General features: G+C 29.1%; 15 protein-coding genes. 11 read left to right on the top strand and 4 right to left on the bottom strand.

All coding sequences use genetic code 11. From position 1 onward, the window contains the following. Positions 1-11: 11 nt before the first annotated feature. Positions 12-1,868, bottom strand: a complete 1,857-nt coding sequence (locus B5464_RS10660) for an LTA synthase family protein (protein ID WP_079738346.1) — start codon at positions 1,866-1,868, stop codon at positions 12-14. Positions 1,869-1,872: 4 nt separating this feature from the next. After that, a complete protein-coding gene (gene tsaD, locus B5464_RS10665; protein WP_079738347.1) occupies positions 1,873-2,898 on the bottom strand; it encodes a tRNA (adenosine(37)-N6)-threonylcarbamoyltransferase complex transferase subunit TsaD in 1,026 nt (341 codons plus the stop codon). A gap of 217 nt (positions 2,899-3,115) precedes the next feature. Between tsaD and B5464_RS10670 the strand changes: the two genes are divergently transcribed. The 3 genes from B5464_RS10670 to gap all read left to right on the top strand — a co-directional run bounded on the left by B5464_RS10670 (position 3,116) and on the right by gap (position 9,770). Further along, the gene (locus B5464_RS10670) at positions 3,116-7,528 is read left to right on the top strand and encodes a translocation/assembly module TamB domain-containing protein (RefSeq protein ID WP_079738348.1); all 4,413 of its coding nucleotides are present in this window, start codon (positions 3,116-3,118) and stop codon (positions 7,526-7,528) included. Between the two features lie 229 nt (positions 7,529-7,757). Beyond that, entirely contained in the window at positions 7,758-8,741 is a 984-nt protein-coding gene (pfkA, locus tag B5464_RS10675) for a 6-phosphofructokinase (protein ID WP_077808714.1), read from the top strand. A 27-nt stretch (positions 8,742-8,768) separates the two neighbouring features. Next, positions 8,769-9,770 carry a type I glyceraldehyde-3-phosphate dehydrogenase gene (gene gap, locus B5464_RS10680; protein WP_077808715.1) on the top strand — a complete coding sequence of 334 codons (1,002 nt, stop codon included), beginning with the start codon at positions 8,769-8,771 and terminating at the stop codon, positions 9,768-9,770. Positions 9,771-9,841: 71 nt separating this feature from the next. Here gap and B5464_RS10685 read toward each other — a convergent pair whose 3' ends face one another. Continuing rightward, a complete protein-coding gene (locus B5464_RS10685; RefSeq protein WP_077808716.1) occupies positions 9,842-10,222 on the bottom strand; it encodes a Rid family detoxifying hydrolase in 381 nt (126 codons plus the stop codon). A gap of 143 nt (positions 10,223-10,365) precedes the next feature. Next, positions 10,366-13,059: a putative LPS assembly protein LptD gene (locus tag B5464_RS10690; RefSeq protein WP_231963594.1), complete on the bottom strand. Its 2,694-nt coding sequence runs from the start codon at positions 13,057-13,059 to the stop codon at positions 10,366-10,368. A gap of 92 nt (positions 13,060-13,151) precedes the next feature. Here B5464_RS10690 and B5464_RS10695 point away from each other — a divergent pair, with 92 nt between their 5' ends. The 8 genes from B5464_RS10695 to menA all read left to right on the top strand — a co-directional run bounded on the left by B5464_RS10695 (position 13,152) and on the right by menA (position 20,730). Beyond that, positions 13,152-14,237, top strand: a complete 1,086-nt coding sequence (locus tag B5464_RS10695; protein ID WP_079738349.1) for an N-acetylmuramoyl-L-alanine amidase — start codon at positions 13,152-13,154, stop codon at positions 14,235-14,237. Positions 14,238-14,291: 54 nt separating this feature from the next. Continuing rightward, complete coding sequence (locus B5464_RS10700) at positions 14,292-15,248, top strand: MlaD family protein (RefSeq protein WP_079738350.1); 957 nt, start codon at positions 14,292-14,294, stop codon at positions 15,246-15,248. A gap of 17 nt (positions 15,249-15,265) precedes the next feature. Then, positions 15,266-16,582 carry a (Fe-S)-binding protein gene (locus B5464_RS10705; RefSeq protein ID WP_079738351.1) on the top strand — a complete coding sequence of 439 codons (1,317 nt, stop codon included), beginning with the start codon at positions 15,266-15,268 and terminating at the stop codon, positions 16,580-16,582. A gap of 65 nt (positions 16,583-16,647) precedes the next feature. After that, the gene (locus B5464_RS10710) at positions 16,648-17,427 is read left to right on the top strand and encodes a (Fe-S)-binding protein (protein ID WP_077808720.1); all 780 of its coding nucleotides are present in this window, start codon (positions 16,648-16,650) and stop codon (positions 17,425-17,427) included. 2 nt (positions 17,428-17,429) lie between these two features. Beyond that, the gene (locus B5464_RS10715) at positions 17,430-17,804 is read left to right on the top strand and encodes an SPOR domain-containing protein (RefSeq protein WP_079738352.1); all 375 of its coding nucleotides are present in this window, start codon (positions 17,430-17,432) and stop codon (positions 17,802-17,804) included. Positions 17,805-17,814: 10 nt separating this feature from the next. Further along, entirely contained in the window at positions 17,815-18,324 is a 510-nt protein-coding gene (locus B5464_RS10720; protein ID WP_079738353.1) for a PH domain-containing protein, read from the top strand. Continuing rightward, positions 18,317-19,828, top strand: coding sequence for a PH domain-containing protein (locus tag B5464_RS10725; protein WP_079738354.1), 1,512 nt, complete (start codon positions 18,317-18,319; stop codon positions 19,826-19,828). Before B5464_RS10720 ends, B5464_RS10725 begins: the two co-directional genes overlap by 8 nt. Next, positions 19,819-20,730 carry a 1,4-dihydroxy-2-naphthoate octaprenyltransferase gene (menA, locus tag B5464_RS10730; protein WP_079738355.1) on the top strand — a complete coding sequence of 304 codons (912 nt, stop codon included), beginning with the start codon at positions 19,819-19,821 and terminating at the stop codon, positions 20,728-20,730. Before B5464_RS10725 ends, menA begins: the two co-directional genes overlap by 10 nt. Position 20,731 lies beyond the last annotated feature (1 nt).

The following is a 20,731-nucleotide window of genomic DNA, read 5'->3' on the forward strand; positions in this document are numbered from 1 at the left end:
TTGAAGTTAAGTTATTTTCTTTCTAAAAAATCTTGATAAGAGTCTTGCGTTAATGCTTTACCTAAAGAATCTAAATTAGCACTTGTTTTACCATATTTGGTAATAGGTTTTTTGCTTACATAATCAAAAAGATAAAAACCATCTTTATTTATTGTGCCAAAACCTTTGTTAAATACATAATGCGCATATTGCTTGTCTGAATTGTTAAATAGGTTTTTACCAAACTTAAATTCAGAATTATTTCCTTTTAATAAATCTAAAAGCGTGTAAGAAAAATCTACTTGACTTGTTATATTGTCAATATTTATTCCTTTTTGATGCAGTGCGCCACCTAACCAAAGCATCGGGATTTGAAATTTTTTCGGTGAAAAGTATTCACCTTCATGTTTAGGAGAACTATGCCCGTGGTCTGCCATAATAACAATTAGTGTTTCTTTATACCAATCTTGTTTTTTTGCAAAATCTATAAATTTACCAATATATTTATCTGTGTAAGCATGAGAACTTCTAAACAAATCATCTTGATTTTTTTTGCCAAATTTGTAAGTGTCGTTTAATTCAAAAGGTTCGTGACTAGTAGATGTTAAGGCAATAGCAAAGAAAGGTTTTTCTTGTTTTTTAGCTAAATCGTTACCAAAACGTTCTAAAAATACGTTATCGAAAGCTCCCCATTTAGAGTTCCAATCTTTCTTATCAAACTCGCTACCATCAACAATTTTATCTATTTCTGCAATTCTTAAATAAGTGTTTAAGTTCCCGAAGTTTAAATCGCCACCATAATAAAAAGACGTATTGTAACCCAAAGCACTCATTTCTTTAGGCAACATTGGTAAACTTCTAGATTTGTTGGGCATTCTCATTATTTTTTTAATTGGTTGCGGATAATAGCCACTTAAAATTGCAGGAATTCCTTTGTCTGTTCTATCTCCATTTCCGTAGAAATTTGTAAACCAAATACCTTCTTTAGATAATCTGTTTAAGTTTTCGGTAACAGTAGGTTCGCCATTTAATGCGCCAACAACTTTAGCGGTTAAACTCTCCCAAATAATTAAAATAACATTAGGTTTTTTTATGTTTAAAATTGAATCTCTATCGCTTTTTAAAAGTTGGTTTTTAGTTTTATTGATGGTGTTTACAGCTACTTCTTCATCAAACTGTTTATAAATATTGATGTTACTGGTTTTATGAGTTACTGTGTTAGAAAAGTTCCAAATAAAATTGATGGCAGCATGATTTGCAAACATTTTTTTAGAAAAGTAAACATTACTTTGATTTACAGGAATCTCTTGTAAACCGCCTCTTAAAGGTATAATTAAAGAAGCTGTAAGTAAAAGAAATAAAGGTATTTGTATTCGGTTTTCGGTATTAAAAGTATTAAAAGTTTTGTTTATTGTTTTCTGAAAAAGTTTAATAAAAGCAAAAGAAATTAAGAACCATAAAATTAATCCAGAAATAATTTGAAAATTAGACGCAGAAGCAATCATTACTTCTGGGGTGTTAAGGTAACTTAAAAAAGTTGTGTCTAAACGAACGCCCCAAGCAGCATAAAGGCTTGCATCAATAATTAAAAATAAAGTTATAATTGTAATAGCCAAATAGGAATACCATTTAATAATATTTCTGATTTGTAAAGGACTTGTTAAAATAGAAATTACGACAAGAAAAAACGGAATAATACTTAAATATGAAGTAAAAGAAGCGTCTAGTCGTAAACCATAACCAAAGGTTTTTAAGATGGTAATGAAATCTAGTTTTGAAGTTTCAGAAAAATAAAAAAGTAAAAAGAATAAACGAGCAAAGACAAAATATGCAATCCAAATTAAAAAATAGGATATTAGAAATGAAAGTCTATATGCAAGGTTTTTCATAATGTTAATCTGTTACTTTTAAGCGAGCCTTTGCGGTAACAGAAACATCAGAATATGTATTGTTTAAGTATTTTAAATAACCTGTTATCGCAATCATTGCAGCGTTGTCTGTAGTAAACTCAAATTTTGGAATGTAAGTTGTCCAACCAAAATGTTTTTCTGCTAATTCTAATCGGGTTCTAATTTCTGAATTTGCAGATACACCACCAGCAATTGCTATGTGTTTTATGTTTGTTTGTTTAACCGCATTTTTTAATTTGGTCATTAGAATTTCTACAATTGTATATTGTATAGAAGCACAGATATCGTTAAGATTTTCTTCAATAAAATTAGGATTTATTCTTTGTTGCTTCTGAATAAAATATAAAATTCCGGTTTTTAAACCACTAAAGCTAAAATCTAAATCGCCTACTTTTGGTTTTGTAAAAGGATATGCTTTCGGGTTTCCTAGTTTCGCATATTTATCTATTAAAGGTCCGCCAGGATAAGGCAATCCTAAAATTTTTGCAGATTTATCAAAAGCTTCTCCAACAGCATCATCAATTGTTTCGCCTAAAACTTCCATTTTAAAATGATCAGAAACTTTTACAATTTGGGTGTGACCACCACTAATTGTTAGGCAAATAAAAGGAAATGGCGGGATTTTACTATCTTCATCTTCTATAAAATGAGCTAAAATATGAGCTTGCATATGATTTACATCAATTAAAGGAATTTGTAAACCAAGAGCCAAAGATTTAGCAAAAGAAGTGCCAACCAAAAGTGAGCCCATTAAACCAGGGCCGCGTGTAAATGCAATTGCAGATAATTTTTCTTTATCAATATTAGCTTGTTCTAGGGCTTGTTGCACAACGGGTACAATGTTTTGTTGATGTGCTCTAGAAGCTAATTCTGGTACAACACCACCATATTTAGAATGTACTTCTTGGTTTGCAACGACATTGCTTAATACTTTACCGTTACAAATTACAGATGCACTTGTATCATCACAAGAAGATTCTATACCTAAAATATAAATGGGTGTTTTCATAAAAAATTAAAAAGCTGTATTAATTGCAAAATTAAGTATAATTTTATGTTGATTTTCCTTTTTTAATAATAGAAATTTAATTCTTTGTTAAATTTGCACGTTCTTTGTAATACGTGGCAATATTTTTGATTACTTTTCTTTAAATATTCTATAAAAACTAAAATACACTATCATTAAAAACTTTAGTAAAAAAATATTAAAATGGTTAGGGTACTTTGTGCTCTTTCTGCTATTAATAAGCATCTTACTTTCTACATCTTTTGTACAAACAAAGTTAGGAGTATATGCAACTAAAAAAATTAATGAAAGTTACAATACAAATTTAAGCATTGGCAAGGTAAATCTTTCTTTTTTAGGAAGTGTGGCTTTTAAAGATGTGCAAATTAGAGATCATCATAAAGATACTTTAATTTTTGTTTCAGCATTAAACACCTCGTTATTAAGTGCTAAAAAAGTTTTAAATAATCAATTGTTATTCGGCGATATTACATTACAAGATGCGCAATATTACATGAAAACTTATAAAGGAGAAACAGAAGATAATATGGCTGTTTTTCTAAACTCATTTAATAGCAATAAGAAAAAAGATTCCTTAGCACCAAAATTTATTTTAAAAGCTGCCAACGTTTACGTGCAAAACTTAGATTTTAAATTAATAAATGAAAACAATAAAAACCCGTTAAGCTTTGCAGCTTATAAGATTGGCGGAAATGTACAAGATTTATCTATTGAAGGAGCCAATGTGTCTATAAATGCTAGAGGATTGCATTTTGAAACGAATCAGGGTTTAGAAATTACCAATTTTACAACAGATTATAAGTTTACTAAAACGGATATGAAGTTTTACGACACACAATTGCAAACGGAAAATTCGAATGTTTTTGGTGATATCGATTTTATTTATAAGCGAGAAGATCTAAAAGAATTTAATGATAAAGTAGATATAAGTGCAAAATTTGATAAAAGCAGTATTAAAATTCAGGATTTAAAAAAGTTTTATAAAGAATTAAACGGAAATGACGTAGTTAGTTTTTCTGGAGATATGAATGGGAAATTAAACGATTTTAAATTAACCAACTTAAATTTATCATCAGAAAAAGGAATTAAGTTAAAAGGAAATTTAGCTTTTAAAAATGTGGTTAATACAGAAAGAGGCTTTGTTTTTAATGGAGATTTAAATAATTTAACTGCAACTTATAACGATCTAAAAAGTATTCTACCTAATTTGTTAGGTAAAAATTTACCTACAGAATTTAACAAGTTAGGTTTATTTAGAATAGCCGGAAATGTAAATGTAACACCAACTAGAATGAGAGCTTCTTTAAAGATGAATTCTCAAATTGGTAGTGTGGTTTCAGATTTAGAAATTGATAATATAGATGAAATTGATACGGCTTCTTATGTTGGTGATATCGAGTTAATCAATTTTAATATTGGTACTTTTTTTAATGATCCTTTGTTTGGTACCGTTTCTTTAATTGGTGATGTTAATGGTAGCGGATTTAAATTAGAAAATATCAATACAAAGTTTATTGGTAATATTTCTGAATTAAACTTTAACCAATATTCGTACAAAAATATTGTGGCAAATGGCCAATATCAAAATAATAAATTCGATGGAGATTTAGTTATTGATGATGCGAATTTTAAAATGAAGTTTAATGGATTGGCAGATTTATCAGCAAAAATTCATAAGTTCGATTTTAAGTCTGATATCGAATATTTAAATCTTAAAGAAACTAATTTATTTGTTAGAGATTCTACGGCAGTTGTAAAAGGAAATATAGAATTAGATATAGAAGGAAATACTTTTGATGATATTCTTGGGAAAGCAGTTTTTAAAAATGTGTTGTATACTAATCAGAAAAAAGAATACACATTTAAAGAATTTGCGGTTACATCATCAATAAAAGATAGTGTTAAAACTATAGATGTTGCATCTAAAGATATTGCGCAAGGTTATATTACAGGTAAGTTTTCGTTTTCTGAGTTGCCAAAAGTTGCGCAAAATGCGTTAGGAAGTATTTATACCAATTACAACCCATATGATGTTGCTCCAAATCAGTTTTTAGATTTTAATTTTACTGTTTACAATCAAATTGTAAATGTTTTTTTTCCTGAAATTTCAATTGACGATAAAACTAAAATAAAAGGAAGAATAATTTCTGATGAAAACTTCTTTAGGCTTACATTTAATTCGCCCAAAATAGATGCTTATGGCACAGAGGTTAAAACAATTTCTTTAAGAACCGATAATAAGAATCCGCTTTATAATACTTCTTTAACTGCAGAGGAAATTAATACAGATTATTATAATATTTCTAAGTTAAACTTATTAAACAGAACAGAGAATGATACGTTGTATTTTAAATCTGTTTTTAAAGGAGGAAAAAAGAAAAATGAAGATTTTAATTTAGATTTCTTTTACACTTTTAATCCAGAAGGAAAATCTGTTTTAGGTTTCGAGAAATCGTCTTTTGTTTTTAAAGAAAATACCTGGAATATTAATCCTGATAAAAAAAATACAGATAAAATAACATTCGATTTAAATACAAACGAATTTAATTTTAGTCAATTTAAATTTGTTTCCGGAGAACAAAAAATAGAATTTACAGGTAATTTAAAAGGTACCGAACAAAAAATACTTTTGGCAGATTTTACCAAAGTTAAATTGCAAAGTTTTTTACCCAAAATAGATAGTTTAGATTTAAAAGGTGTGTTGTCTGGGCATTTAGATTTTGTTCAAAGCGAAGGTAATTATACGCCAGAAGGTTCTTTAACGGTAAAAGATTTTCAAGTAAACGATTTTAAACAAGGTAATTTATTTGTAAATGTTAAAGGAGAAAATTCTTACAAAAAATACCGTGTAGATTTATCCATAGAAAATAAAGACGTTAAAAGTATTGCAGCAACTGGTGCTTTAGATTTTTCTGCACAAAGACCAATAATAGATTTAAATGTTTTTTTAGAAGAATTTAAATTAGATGCATTTAGTCCGTTAGGGCAAGATGTATTATCCTCTTTAAGAGGAACAGCTTCTGGAGATTTTACGTTAAGAGGATTTTTAAGCAATCCGGATATGGAAGGAACTTTACGTCTTAAAAATGCAGGATTAAAATTTCCTTATTTAAATGTAGATTATGATTTTGAAGGCGAATCTGAAATTACTTTATTGCAGCAATCATTTATTCTAGAAGACTTTAAATTATTAGACACAAAAAATAAAACTAGAGGTATTTTAAAAGGAGATATCTCTCATTTTAATTTTAAGCAATGGTTTTTAAGATTAAAAATTGAAAGTGATAATTTAATGGTTTTAGATACCGAAAATGAAGAAGAAGCTTTGTATTATGGTACAGCATATATTGATGGTTCTGCAGATATTTTTGGGTTAACAGATAGACTAACGATAGATGTAAATGCTAAAACAATGCCCGGAACAATTTTTGTAGTTCCGTTAAAAGATGTAGAAACCGTAGATAGTTTTAGCTTAATTCATTTTAAGTCCGATGAAACAGTTGTAAAAGAAAGACAAAACGAAATTGCCTTAGAAGCATTAAAAGGTTTGACTTTAAACATCGATTTAGAAGTAACAAAAGATGCAATTGCACAAGTTGTTATTGATGAGGTTTACGGAAGTCAGTTATCTGGTAAAGGTTCTGGTAATCTTCAAATAGAAATTAACACACGTGGTAAGTTTAATATGTTTGGCGATTATGTAGTAGATAGCGGAGTGTACGATTTTAAGTATGGTGGTTTTGTAAATAAGCCATTTGTAATTCAAAAAGGAGGAACTGTTTCTTGGAACGGGAATCCGGCAAACGCAAATTTAGATGTAACAGCTGTTTATAAGGCAAAAGCAAATCCCGGAGTTTTATTAGAAAACTTTAATTCGAACAGAAATATAGAAGTAGATTTAGTAACAAGAATTACTGGCGGTTTGTTTAATTCGAAGCAAGAATTAGATATTCAGCTTACCAACGTAGACCCAACAATTGCAAACGAATTAGAATTTATATTAAATGATAATAATGTAAACGAAAAAACTACACAGTTTATATCATTATTAGCGTTTGGTAATTTTGTTAATCCTGATAAAGTAAATTTTGATGCCAATGCAACCATTACAAGTACAGCTTCTAGTGCAATAGCAGCAGCTTTTTCTAGTTTATTTAATAGTCCGGATAGTAAATTTCAATTGGGTGTAGATTATCAGCAAGGACAAAGTAATAACGATTTAGATCGATTAAATACAGATAATCAAGTAGATTTGTCTGTTAGTACGCAAGTAAGTGAAAGAGTTATTATAAACGGTAAAGTTGGGGTTCCTATTGGTACTCAAACACAATCTAGTGTTGTTGGTGAAGTTAAAGTAGAGGTTCTGTTAAATAAAGAAGGTAACTTTAGAGGTGTTATTTTTAATAGGCAAAACGAAATTCAATATACAATAGAAGATCAAGGTTATACGCAAGGTGTAGGTTTGTCTTATCAAGTTAATTTTAATACACTTTCTGGGCTTTTAAAAAAGTTAGGTTTTAAGAAAAAAACCAAATTAGAAAAGAGCAAACTACAAAAAAAAGACACCACAAAAACAAAGGTAGTTTTACCTGACAATTTTGAAGGAAATTAATCATCAGTATTAATTTATATAATTTTTAAATTAAAATTTTAACGATTTTAGTTTGATAACTTATAGTTTAAATAGACTTCAAAATTATTTATTATTTTTACTAAAAACATTAAGTTTTAATCATTTTTTAAATTAAGATTCCTTTATAATAAAGGGGAAATAGGCTAAAACGATTTCGTAGATTTATTTATTTAAGTGCTTAAAAAGCAGTAATTTTACAATATAGAATATGAAGAAAATTAAAAAAATAGCAGTCATGACTTCTGGAGGAGATTCTCCAGGAATGAATGCAGCAATAAGATCTGTAGTTAGAGCATGTGCATATTACAGAGTTAGTTGTGTGGGTATATATAGAGGTTATGAAGGACTTATTGAAGGTGACTTTATAGAGCTTACAGCTAGAAGCGTAAATAACATCATTAATAAAGGTGGTACCGTTTTAAAATCTGCAAGATCGCAAGAATTTAGAACTAAAGAAGGAAGAGCAAAAGCTTTTGAACACTTACAAGAAAATGAAATTGAAGCCATGGTTGTAATTGGTGGAGATGGTTCTTTTACCGGAGCTGTAATTTTTAATGAAGAATACAACTTTCCAATTATAGGAATTCCTGGTACTATAGATAACGATATTTTTGGGACATCACATACATTAGGATATGATACCGCTTTAAATACAGCAGTAGAAGCGATTGATAAAATTAGAGATACCGCATCTTCTCATAACAGATTATTCTTTGTAGAGGTAATGGGTAGAGATGCTGGTTTTATAGCTTTAAACGCAGGTGTTGGTGCAGGAGCAGAAGAAATTTTAATTCCAGAAGAAGATCTAGGATTAGATAGAATGTTAGAATCTCTTAAAAAGAGTAGAAGAACAGGTAAATCTTCTAGTATTGTTGTAGTTGCAGAAGGTGATAAATCGGGTAAAAACGTGTACGAATTAGCGCAATATGTAGAAGAAAACTTGCCAGAATATGATGTAAGAGTATCTGTTCTTGGGCATATGCAAAGAGGTGGTTCTCCTTCTTGTTTTGATAGAGTTTTAGCAAGTAGACTAGGTGTTAAGTCTGTAGAATTGTTATTAGACGGACAAACAAACCTTATGGTAGGTTTAAAAGACAACGAAGTAATAAGTACAAGTATTGCAGAAGCAATAAAAGGTGGTCATTCTATAAATCAAGAACTTTTAAGAGTTTCTGATATAATGACAACATAATATTAACTAGTAATTAAAGTAAAAAAAATGATAAAAGTAGGAATTAACGGATTTGGAAGAATTGGAAGATTAGCATTCAGATCTACAGTAAAAAGAGATAATGTACAAGTAGTAGCAATTAATGATTTATTAGATGTAGATTATTTAGCTTACATGTTAAAATACGATTCTGTTCATGGTGCTTTTGATGGTACTGTTGATGTTAAAGATGGTAAGTTAGTTGTTAACGGTAACGAAATTAGAATTACTGCCGAAAGAGATCCTGCAAATTTAAAGTGGAACGAAGTTGATGTAGATTACGTAATAGAATCTACAGGATTTTTCTTAACAGAAGAAACTGCTGGTAAACACTTAGAAGCTGGTGCTAAAAAAGTAGTATTATCTGCACCTTCTAAAGATCATACGCCTATGTTTGTAATGGGTGTTAATAACACAGAATTAAAAGCAGACCAAAAAATATTTTCTAACGCATCTTGTACAACTAACTGTTTAGCGCCAATTACAAAAGTTTTAAACGATAACTTTGGTATTGTAGAAGGTTTAATGACAACTGTACACGCTGCAACAGCAACACAAAAAACTGTTGATGGTCCTTCTATGAAAGACTGGAGAGGTGGACGTTCTGCAATTGGTAACGTAATTCCTTCTTCTACAGGAGCTGCAAAAGCAGTAGGAAAAGTAATTCCAGCAATGAACGGAAAATTAACTGGTATGGCATTTAGAATTCCTACAATGGATGTTTCTGTAGTTGATTTAACTGTTAAATTAGAGAAATCTGCTTCTTATGATGAAATTTGTGCTGCAATGAAAGCTGCATCAGAAAGCGGACCAATGAAAGGTATTTTAGGTTATACTGAAGATATGGTTGTTTCTCAAGATTTCGTTGGAGATACTAGAACTTCTATTTTTGACGCCAAAGCAGGTATTGCTTTAAACGATAACTTTGTAAAAGTTGTTTCTTGGTATGATAATGAAATAGGGTATTCTACTAAAATTGTAGATTTAATTGAATATGCTGCAACTTTGTAGTTTGTAAATTAAGATTAAAAAAAATCCTGATAGAAAATTCTATCAGGATTTTTTTTTGATTTTTCTACTCTTTATTTAACTGCAATCATGCTAATTTCTACATTCACAAATTTAGGCAAGTTTGCAACTTCTACAGTTTCTCTAGCAGGTGCCGTTTCTTCATTAAAATAAGTACCATAAACCGCGTTTATTTCAGAGAAGTTATGCATATCAGAAATAAAAATTGATGATTTAATTACGTTTTCAAAAGTCATTTCTGCAGCTAATAAAACTTGCTTCATATTCTCCATTACTTGTTTTGTTTCATTTGTAATAGAATCTAAAACCAATTCTCCGGTTTCTGGATTAATAGCAATTTGCCCAGAAGTGTATAATGTGTTACCTGTTAAAACAGCTTGATTGTAAGGCCCAATAGGTGCAGGCGCATTTTTAGTTGTAATTATTTTTTTCATCGTAGTAAGTTGTTTAGAAAGTTAAATATAGTATCAATTTCACCATTATAATTATATACCGCACAAAAAAGAATACCAAGCTAATAATTAATGAAAAATAAAATCCAAAAGTTGTTAAACTTAAAAAGGATATTATATTCATTTTAAAAAAGTCTTCTATCCGGCGGTTTATTTTTATCCCATTTTAAATCTGATAATACAGAAGATTTTACACCTATAAAAAATGTGTAAGAAGAGTTGGTTCCAAAAGGAACCCAATTAAAGTTAAAATTCCAGCTATCTAAATCTCTTGTAAAATTAAATCTAGAAAATGTAAATGCACCATTCTTAAAGTCATATCCAGAAGAATATCCTAATTTCCATTTAGGTGATAATTCTACATTTCCGTTAAAAATAACGCTATGAATACCAATATTTCCTCCGTCGATTCCGTTATTTACATAACTTGTAGAATACGCCAAACTTAAAGTCCATGGTATGTCTGCGTGGTATAGTTTTGCTGATTTGTTTTTATCTTCTTCTGTATTATTTACTGCATTGTTAACTTGTCCGAATCTATTTGTCGGATCAATATTTGCACCTATAACATCTGGCGTATTATTTGGGTCTCTGTTGTTGTCTTTTTTGCCTTCTTTATCTTTTTTAAAGTCAGAACTAGAAATAGAGTAATTAGCTGTTAAACTGGCATTAGACAATCTTCCTAAAAAGTTAGAGTTAAATTCATTAATTCTAATTGGCGATCCAGATTCTGAAGCCACTACTTTATAAGGATCTATAGAACCACTAAAGTTTATTGATAATTTGTCTTTTAAAAGCCTGGTACCTGCAGAAAAATTAACATTAGACCAACGCAAACTATCTGCAGCAATATTATAAGAACTACTAAAATTTAAATTATTTAAAATTGATATTTTTTCATCTTCGGCATCACTGTCTGGATCTTTGGGTGCAACTTTAGCTTCTAAAACGTTGTTTAAGGTAATTCCGATTGAATTACTAATTCCGGAAGAAGGAGAGCCATAAATTCCCTGATCAAAAATTGTAAATTCTTCTAAGTCATTAGGATCTGTGCTTGCTTGTACCTTACGGATGTATTGTTCTTCGAAATCGGGTCTGTAAGAATAAGAAATCGACGGTCTAATTGTATGTCTTATAGCTTTTAATCGTCCTCTGTTTATATTAAAAGTACCATAAATATTAGTAGATAAACTTAAACCGGCATTATATTCTCTAAATGTTTTAAATCCGCTAATTGTATCTGTAACAACAGTTTCATTAACAGCATCGTATTTTTTATCAATATAATCGAATTGCCAAGTTTCTGTATAATTTACACTTGGTGAAACCGTAAAATATTTAAATGCTTTAAAATTGGTATTTGTTCCGGTTCTGTGTTGCATACCAGCTCTTGCGGTTTCAAACATTTTAGCCGTTAAAAAATCATCATCTGTAGTATTGATAAGGTATTTACTATCTAAAATATAGTTAAAACCCATTTTTTGAATTGCGTTCTTTTTTACTCCGTTTTTACCTGCAAAAGGATAAATTCTGCTCATGTTTAATGTTAAAGCAGGCAACGTCATGGTAATTTTTTCTGTATTTGTATTTTGTTGATGTTGGGCAGTAACATTTAAATTAAAAGGTGTGCCAACAAATGTTTTGCTATAATTTATAGAAGAATTAAACGTGTTCGTTTGTGTTTGTGCAATATTAAATTGATTTTGAGATTCTCTAAAAAATTTACTACTTCCTAGGTTAACAGAAGCTGTAAATCGAGAATTAGGGCTTGCTTTTGTGTCTTGATTATGCGACCATCTTAAATTAAAATTGTTACTCTTGCTAAAATCATCAAAACCTCTAATACCATTTATATTGTTTTCGAAACTAAAATTAAAAGATCCGTTAAAACGATAACGAACTTTATAGTTAGAGTTTGCTCTAAATCCCCAACTACCGTTAGAATAAGCATCACCCGTAATACCAAGATCTACATAATCATTAATTGCAAAGTAATAACCTCCATTTTGAAATCCGATTCCTCGATCGCTACTTCCAGTATCAAAAGCCGGAATTAAAAAACCAGAAATACTATTTTGTGTGATAGGAAAATAAGCAAAAGGTAAATAAATTGGTGTTGGAATATCTGCAATGTATAATTGACTACCACCAACAATAATCTTTTTACCAGGAATAATTTTAGCTTTATTGGTGCCAATAAAATAATCTAATTTTTCTGAAGTTGTAAACTTTATATCTCTAACATAAATTGTTGAATCGTTTACACGTTTTGTTTTATTACCAAACGTAAACATTTCGCCTTGTTTGGTTTTTAAACCGTAAATTATTGCCTTTTTAGATTTAAAATTATAGATGATAGAATCTTGTTCTGATTCTTCACTACCTTGTTTAAAAATTGGTCTTTGAGTATAACCAGTGCTGTCTATAATCCCTTTTGCAAAAAGAGTGTTTTTAGTATAATCAATTTTTATAATACCTGCTTTTAAATCGATATCTGTATACGTAATATTAGCTTCGTTATATAAGATTACAGATTTGTCTTTGGCATTTTGAATAGTATAATCTTTGGCAACGTGGGTAATAAGATCTTCTATAGTTTCTTTAGGTTTTATAGAATCTGCAGAAACAGAATCTTTTTGTCTGATAGCTAAAGAGTCTTTTTTTACTGAAAAAATACTATCTCTTTTTGTATTCGGAATAGTATCTTTCTTTTTTATTGGAACTACTATTTTTTTAGTAGGTTTAATATCTTGAGAAAAACCTAACTTTGTAAAAAAGAAGCAGCAAAATAAAAGTATATATGATAGGTTTGTTTGCAATGCTTTTAATACTATTTTTGTAAATGAATAAAAATATGGCGTAATATTTGAAACACCAAATTTAAGAATTCAAAATTAGTTAAATTTTATTGATGCAATCCCAACAAAAACACAAAAATATCATCAAAAGTAAAATTCTTTTTCTACTACTCTTTATATTTGTAGGAAACAGCATTGCAATACATGCTCAAAAAGAGTATGTGGTGGTTTTAGATGCTGGCCACGGAGGAAAAGATCCTGGTAATTTAGGTAACGGATACAAAGAGAAAAATATTGCTTTAAAAGTAGCATTAAAAGTAGGTGCTAACTTAAAGAAATACAAAGATGTTAAAGTTATTTTTACTAGAAAGTCTGATGTTTTTATAGACTTATGGAAAAGAGGTGATATCGCAAATCATGCGAAGGCAGATTTATTTGTATCAATACATTGCGATTCGCACACATCAAATGCATACGGAGCAGGAACTTTTGTTTTAGGTTTAAGAGGAAATAAAAAAAACTTAGAAATTGCAAAAAGAGAAAATGCTGCAATTTTATTAGAAGATAATTATCAAAACAGATATGAAGGTTTCGATTCTAATTCTGCAGAATCTGTAATTGGATTGTCTTTATTGCAAGAAGAAAACTTAGATAAAAGTTTAGCAATTGCAAGCCTTATTCAAAATAATTTTACATTCAAATTAAAGAGGAATAATAGAAAGGTTAAGCAAGATAACTTTCAGGTTTTAAGAGAAACGATTATGCCAAGTGTTTTGGTAGAGTTGGGCTTTTTAACAAATAAAAAAGAAGGTAGGTTTTTAAACTCTAGTAGCGGTCAAACAAAAATGGCAAATGAAATTGCAGATGCTATTTATAATTACATCAAAAATCAAAAATTAAATACGGTTTTAGAAGATGTAACTAGTAAAAATTATTTTGATGAAGTAGAATTTAAAGTGCAAGTAGCTTCTGGTAAAAATAAAATTGCTACAAAATCTTATAATTTTAAAGGTTTAAAAAATATAGAGCGCGTTAAAGTAGGTGGTTATTATAAGTATTATTACGGTAACTCAACTTCATATAATTTAGTTGAAAAGGCTTTATCTCTTGCAAAATCAAAAGGTTACAAAAGTGCATTTATTGTTGCGGTTAAAAACGGAGAGAAAATTTCTGTTAAAGAAGCTTTAAAAATGCAGTAAATTAAACAGATTCTAACAAAAATTATCACTAATTTTGTTGTAAAACGTCTATACATGTCTAAAGAATTAAAAACAGGAATAATTGCATTAATCATTATTGTAATATTTGTTTGGGGATTTAATTTCCTAAAAGGACAAAATATATTAGATCCTGGGTCACGTGTTTTTAAAGTAGAATACGCAAAAATTGGTGGACTTTCTAGATCTAGTGCAGTAACAATAAATGGTTTAAAAGTAGGTAAGGTAGATAAGATAGAGTTTGATACAAGTGTAGAAAAAAGAGGACACTTAATTGTTACTTTTATTGTAGACAATGATTTTCAGTTTTCTAAAAAAAGTATTGTAAAAATTTATTCACCAAATCCTTTAAGTGGTTCTAATTTAGCAATTGTGCCCAATTACGAAGGTGAAATGGCTGTTTCTGGAGATATTTTAGAAGGTGAAATGGAAGAAAGTCTTTTTACGTCTATCGGAGAAAGATTAAATCCGTTACAACAAAAAATAGAAAGAGTAATTGTTAGAGCAGATACATTATTTAGTGGTGTTAATAAGATTTTAAATGACAAAACAATTAACGGTATAAATAGTTCTGTTTCTAATTTATCTGGAACCATACAAGATATTAGAAGTACAATACAAGCAGTAAATGCCATGGTTATAGATAATCAAGAGAACTTAAAAGTTACTTTTGAAAACACTAAAAATATTACTGAAAACTTTAGTAAAGTTTCTGATAGTTTAAACACTGTAGACTTTAATAAAATTATTAGAAAAGCAGAAGAAGCAGTTAGTAATTTTAATGCAATGTCTAAAAAAATAAATTCAGGAGATGGTACAATAGGTAAACTAATTAACGACAAAAGAATGTACGATAATTTAGAAGCAGCCACAAAAGAATTAGAAGAATTGCTAAGAGATATTAAACTTAATCCAAAAAGATATATACATTTTTCTATCTTTGGTAAAAGTCCAGAACCTTACGACGAAGAAATAAAACCTAATTTTAACTAATAATTAGCCCCATTTACATGCAGTACTTACCAAATATCCTTTTTGCTATCGCATTAATTGCTGGTATCAGCTTTTTTGTGATGAATATCCGTAAATTATATAGAAATATTAATTTAGGTAAAAAAATAGATAGAACAGACAACAAGCAAGAACGTTGGAAAAATATGATAAAGATTGCTTTAGGGCAATCTAAAATGGTGAAAAGACCAATTTCTGGATTTCTACACATTGTTGTATATGTCGGTTTTATCATTATAAATATAGAAGTTTTAGAAATTATTATTGATGGTCTTTTCGGAACCCATAGAATCTTTTTAGGTTTCTTAGGAGACGCTTTCTACGGATTTTTAATAGGAACATTCGAAATTTTAGCATTCTTAGTATTTTTAGCAGTAATTATTTTCTGGACAAGAAGAAACGTTGCCAATATTAAACGTTTTTTAAGTTCTGAAATGAAAGGTTGGCCAAAAGCAGATGGAAATATGATTCTATATTTCGAAATGGTTTTAATGACACTTTTTATTGTGATGAATGCAACAGATACGAGTTTTCAGCAAGCCGGAATTGGAAACCCAATAAGTCAATTTGTTGCACCATTATTTGATGGTTTTACAGCAGAAACTTTACATCTAATTGAAAGAGCAGCTTGGTGGATACATATTTTAGGAATCTTAGTATTCTTAAATTATTTATACTATTCAAAACACTTACATATTTTATTAGCTTTTCCGAATACATTCTTTGCAAACTTAAATCCGAAAGGACAATTTACAAACTTAGAATCTGTAACTAATGAAGTAAAATTGATGATGGATCCAGATGCAGATCCTTACGCTGCACCTGCCGAAGGAGCAGAAGAAGAGGTTCCAGAAAAGTTTGGAGCATCAGATGTTTTAGATCTTAATAAAGTACAGCTTTTAAACGCTTATACGTGTACAGAATGTGGTCGATGTACTTCTTCTTGTCCTGCTAATTTAACAGGTAAAAAGTTGTCTCCGCGTAAAATTATGATGGATACAAGAGATCGTTTAGAAGAAGTTGGTAGAAATATAGATGCCAACGGTGGTGCTTTTAAAGAAGACGGCAAACAATTATTAAACGATTATATTACTCCAGAAGAATTATGGGCATGTACAAGTTGTAATGCTTGTGTAGAAGAATGTCCTGTAAATATCGATCCGCTTTCTATTATTATGGATATGAGAAGATATTTAGTTATGGAAGAAAGTGCTGCGCCACAAGAATTAAATTCTATGATGACAAACATAGAAAACAACGGTGCGCCTTGGCCATACAACCAACAAGATAGATTAAATTGGGCTAACGAAGAATAGAATTAATTTTTTTGATTTTAATTTTCTTGTATAGAAATTAAAATGAAACACTAAAATCTTAAAAGATGAACGTACCAACAATGGCAGATATGATGGCTCAAGGAAAACAACCAGAAGTGTTGTTTTGGGTTGGAGCAGCAGGAAGTTATGACGATAGAGCTAAAAAAATATCTAGAGCTTTTGTAAAAATTTTACACAAAGCAAATGTAGATTTTGCAGTTTTAGGAACTGAAGAATCTTCTACAGGAGATGCAGCAAAAAGAGCAGGAAACGAGTTTCTTTTTCAAATGCAAGCAATGATGAATATTGAAGTTTTAAACGGATATGAAGTTAAGAAAATTGTTACTTGCGATCCGCATTCATTCAATACACTAAAAAACGAATATCCTAATTTAGGAGGTAAGTATGAGGTACTTCATCATACACAATTCATACAAAACCTTATATCAGAAGGTCGTTTAAATATTGATGAAACTACTTTACAAGGAAAAAAAGTAACTTTTCATGATCCTTGCTATTTAGGTAGAGCAAACGAGGTTTATGAATCTCCAAGAGATTTAATTAGAAGATTAGGTGTTAATTTAACAGAAATGAAACGTAACAAATCTACAGCTTTATGTTGTGGTGCTGGTGGTGCGCAAATGTTTAAAGATGCCGAAAAAGGAGATAAAGAAATTAATATTCTAAGAACAGAAGATGCTTTAGAAACAAAACCAGATATTATAGCAACAGGATGTCCTTACTGTAATACTATGATGACAGATGGTATAAAATTTAAAGAAAAAGAAGCCGAAGTTGTTGTAAAAGATATTGCAGAATTAATTGCTGAAGCGAATAATTTATAAAGATGAAAAAAGTATTTTTTTTATGTTTTACTTTCCTTTTTCTTTTTTGTACTAAAACAGAAAAGAAACAAGAATCTCCTGTTGAAGTAATTCAGCAAATTGATACGGTAGCTCCTGTTTCAGAAGTAGAAGTACAAGAAGATACTTTAGTATTTACTGTACAAATTGCAGCTTTAAAAAATACAAATGAATCTTTAGAAAACTTAGAAGGAGTCTCGCTATACTATGAAAATTCATTAACAAAATATAGATTAGGATCATTTAGTACGTATCAAGAAGCAAAAGAATTTTGCAGAGCTTTAAGAAACAAGTATCAAGATGCTTTTGTACAAGCTTTGTTAAATGATAAGCCTATAGCTATTTCACAAGCATTATAAAATTAATTTAATGACAGATTCTTTTCAAAATACTGAGGTTTTTTCTTTCCCAGAAATAGAAAGTATAGATTTTAAGAAGATAGAAAAGAATTATTTTAAAGTTATATTAATTAACGTTCTTATACTGTTCTTAATCTTATTTATTGGTGCATCTTTTATAGTTTATAAAGATTGGTTAGAATTAGGACAACATTATATATGGATATTTTCTGCGCTTATATTACTTTTAATTGTTACAGTTATTTTCGAAATTTTAGGTTTTGAAAAAAGAAAATATGCAGTAAGAGAAAAAGATATCTCTTACAAAAAAGGACTTTTGTACAAGAGTTTAACTACGGTTCCTTTCAACAGAATTCAGCATGTAGAAATAGATCAAGGGCCAATTTCTCGTTTTTTCGGATTAGCAACTTTAAGTGTTTTTACAGCAGGTGATAGTAGCGACGATTTAAAAATTAAAGGCCTTTTGAAAGAACAATCTTTACAAATTAAAGAATTCATCACTAATAAAATAGATGGATAAAATAAACGATTTTAGCCAATTTAGAAGACAATCTAAAAAAGGAATTATTGTAATTTATCTTAACTTAATTTACAAGTTTTTAAAAGCTTTTTGGATTTTACTTTTTTTATTTATTCAAAAGTTTTCTAAAATTACTCAAGAAACGCTTTTATATATTTATTTAGGCGTTGCAGTTCTATTGATCTTCTTGTTAGTTCGTGCTTATTTAATTTTTAAAAACTTTAAGTTTAAAGTAGAAAACAAACATTTTGTTTTACAAAAAGGAATTATAAAAAAAACAAATACCTCTATTCCTTTTGATAGAATTCAGAATATAAATTTCAAGCAGAATATTATTCAGCAAATTATAAATGTACATGAAGTTAATGTAGAAACTGCAGGGTCTAGTAAAGCAGAAATTTCTATAAAAGCACTTTCTTTTAAAGATGCAAAAGACTTAAAAAATATTGTTACGGTAGTTAGTGATAATGAAAGTTTAAAAGTAGAACAGGTAGAAAAAGAACAAGAGAAACCACTTTTAAAAATAGGTTTCTTATCGTTGTTAAAAGTTAGTCTTACAGAAAATCATTTGCAAAGTTTATTGTTGTTGTTTGCCCTTTTAGTTGGTTTTTTTCAGCAAGTAGACGATTTATTTAAAGGTTTAGGGAAAAAAGAAGAATTAAGTAATTTTATTTCAAACAATGCTTCAGCACTAAAAACAAGTGTGTTTTTAATTGTAGGTTTGTTAGTCTTTTTATCTATTGTTGCTGTTTTAAGTTCTATTGTACGTGTTGTTTTTAAACATTTTAACTTAACTGTTTTTATAAAAAATGATGCATTAGAAGTTTATCAAGGTTTAACTACCAAAAAATCGGTAATTTTAAAGAAAAGTAAAATTCAACACATAACTATTTCTACCAATCCCATTAAAAGAAAGTTAGGAATCTCTTTTATTACTTTTAAACAAGCAATAAGTGGAAAGGTAAATAAAAAGCAAAAAGATAAAATTATAAGAATTGTTGGCTGTAAAGAAAAACAAGTAACCGAGGTTAAAAGCTTGTTGTCTTTTGATAAAGAACTACAAGATATTAGCTTTCAAAATTCTAATATTTACTTAAAATACAGAAATTATATCAGGTCTTTATTTTTCTTTATTCCTTTAAATGTATTGTTCTTTTTTGGAATGGAGGAATACAATGCTTTTTGGATAAATTTAATAATTATTCCTATTTATCTGGTTGCTGTTCATTTTTTTTACAAAAAGAGAATTTTTAAATTTTCTAAGGATGTTCTATTAATTGGTACAGGAATTTTAGAAACTCATAAAACATATTTGCCTTTTTTTAAAGTACAAAATATTAAGATGAAGCAAACCATTTTTCAAGAAAGAAAAAACGTGGCAGATTTGGTTTTTCAAACAGCTTCTGGTAAAGTAAAACTACCATGTGTAGATTTTGATAAAGCATTACATATTTATAATTATACCTTGTTTAAAGTAGAAAGTAGTACAAAATCATGGATGTAAAAAGTTATATAAAAGCAGCACGCTTAAGAACACTTCCTTTATCTATTTCTGGAATTATTATTGGTAGTGCTTTAGGATTTAATGAATTAAATACAGAAGGTTCAGTTTTAAAATCGCCTATTTTTTGGTTGGCTATTTTAACAACAATCGGGTTTCAAGTATTGTCTAATTTTGCAAATGATTATGGCGATGGTGTAAAAGGAAGTGATAAAAACAGAACGGGCGAAGCAAGAATGGTTTCTTCTGGAGCGATTACTCCGAAACAAATGAAAAACGCAATGATTGTTACTGCAATAATTACGCTTTTAATTGCTTTGGCATTAATTTATGTTGCTTTTGGCAGCGAAAATTTCGTGTATTCAATCTTATTTTTTGGTTTAGGAATTGCTTCTATTGTTGCAGCAATAAAATATACAGTTGGTAATTCTGCTTATGGTTACAGCGGATTTGGCGATTTGTTTGTGTTTTTGTTTTTTGGTTTACTTAGTGTAGTTGGTAGTTACTTTCTGTTTACAAAACAACTGAATTTAACTATTTTTTTACCTGCTATTTCTGTTGGTTTGCTAAGTACAGCTGTTCTTAACTTAAACAATTTAAGAGATAGAGAAGAAGATAAAGTAAATAATAAGAATACATTGGTGGTAAAACTGGGGTCTAAAAAAGCTAAGAAATATCATTACTTTTTAATTATTTCTGCACTGGTTTTTGCATTGATATATGTTTTTATAGATTTTACTTCTATTTATCAACTAGTTTTTTTGATGGCATTTTTACCTTTAATTAAAAATATCAATACAGTTTCTAAAAATAAAATACCTTCAGAATTAGATGGAGAATTAAAAAAAGTTGCTTTAGGTACTTTTTTGTTTGCTATATTATTTTCTGTTGGTCAACTTTTTTAAA

The sequence above is a fragment of the Polaribacter sp. KT 15 genome (assembly GCF_900143115.1).
GTDB classification, from domain to species: Bacteria; Bacteroidota; Bacteroidia; order Flavobacteriales; family Flavobacteriaceae; genus Polaribacter; species Polaribacter marinaquae.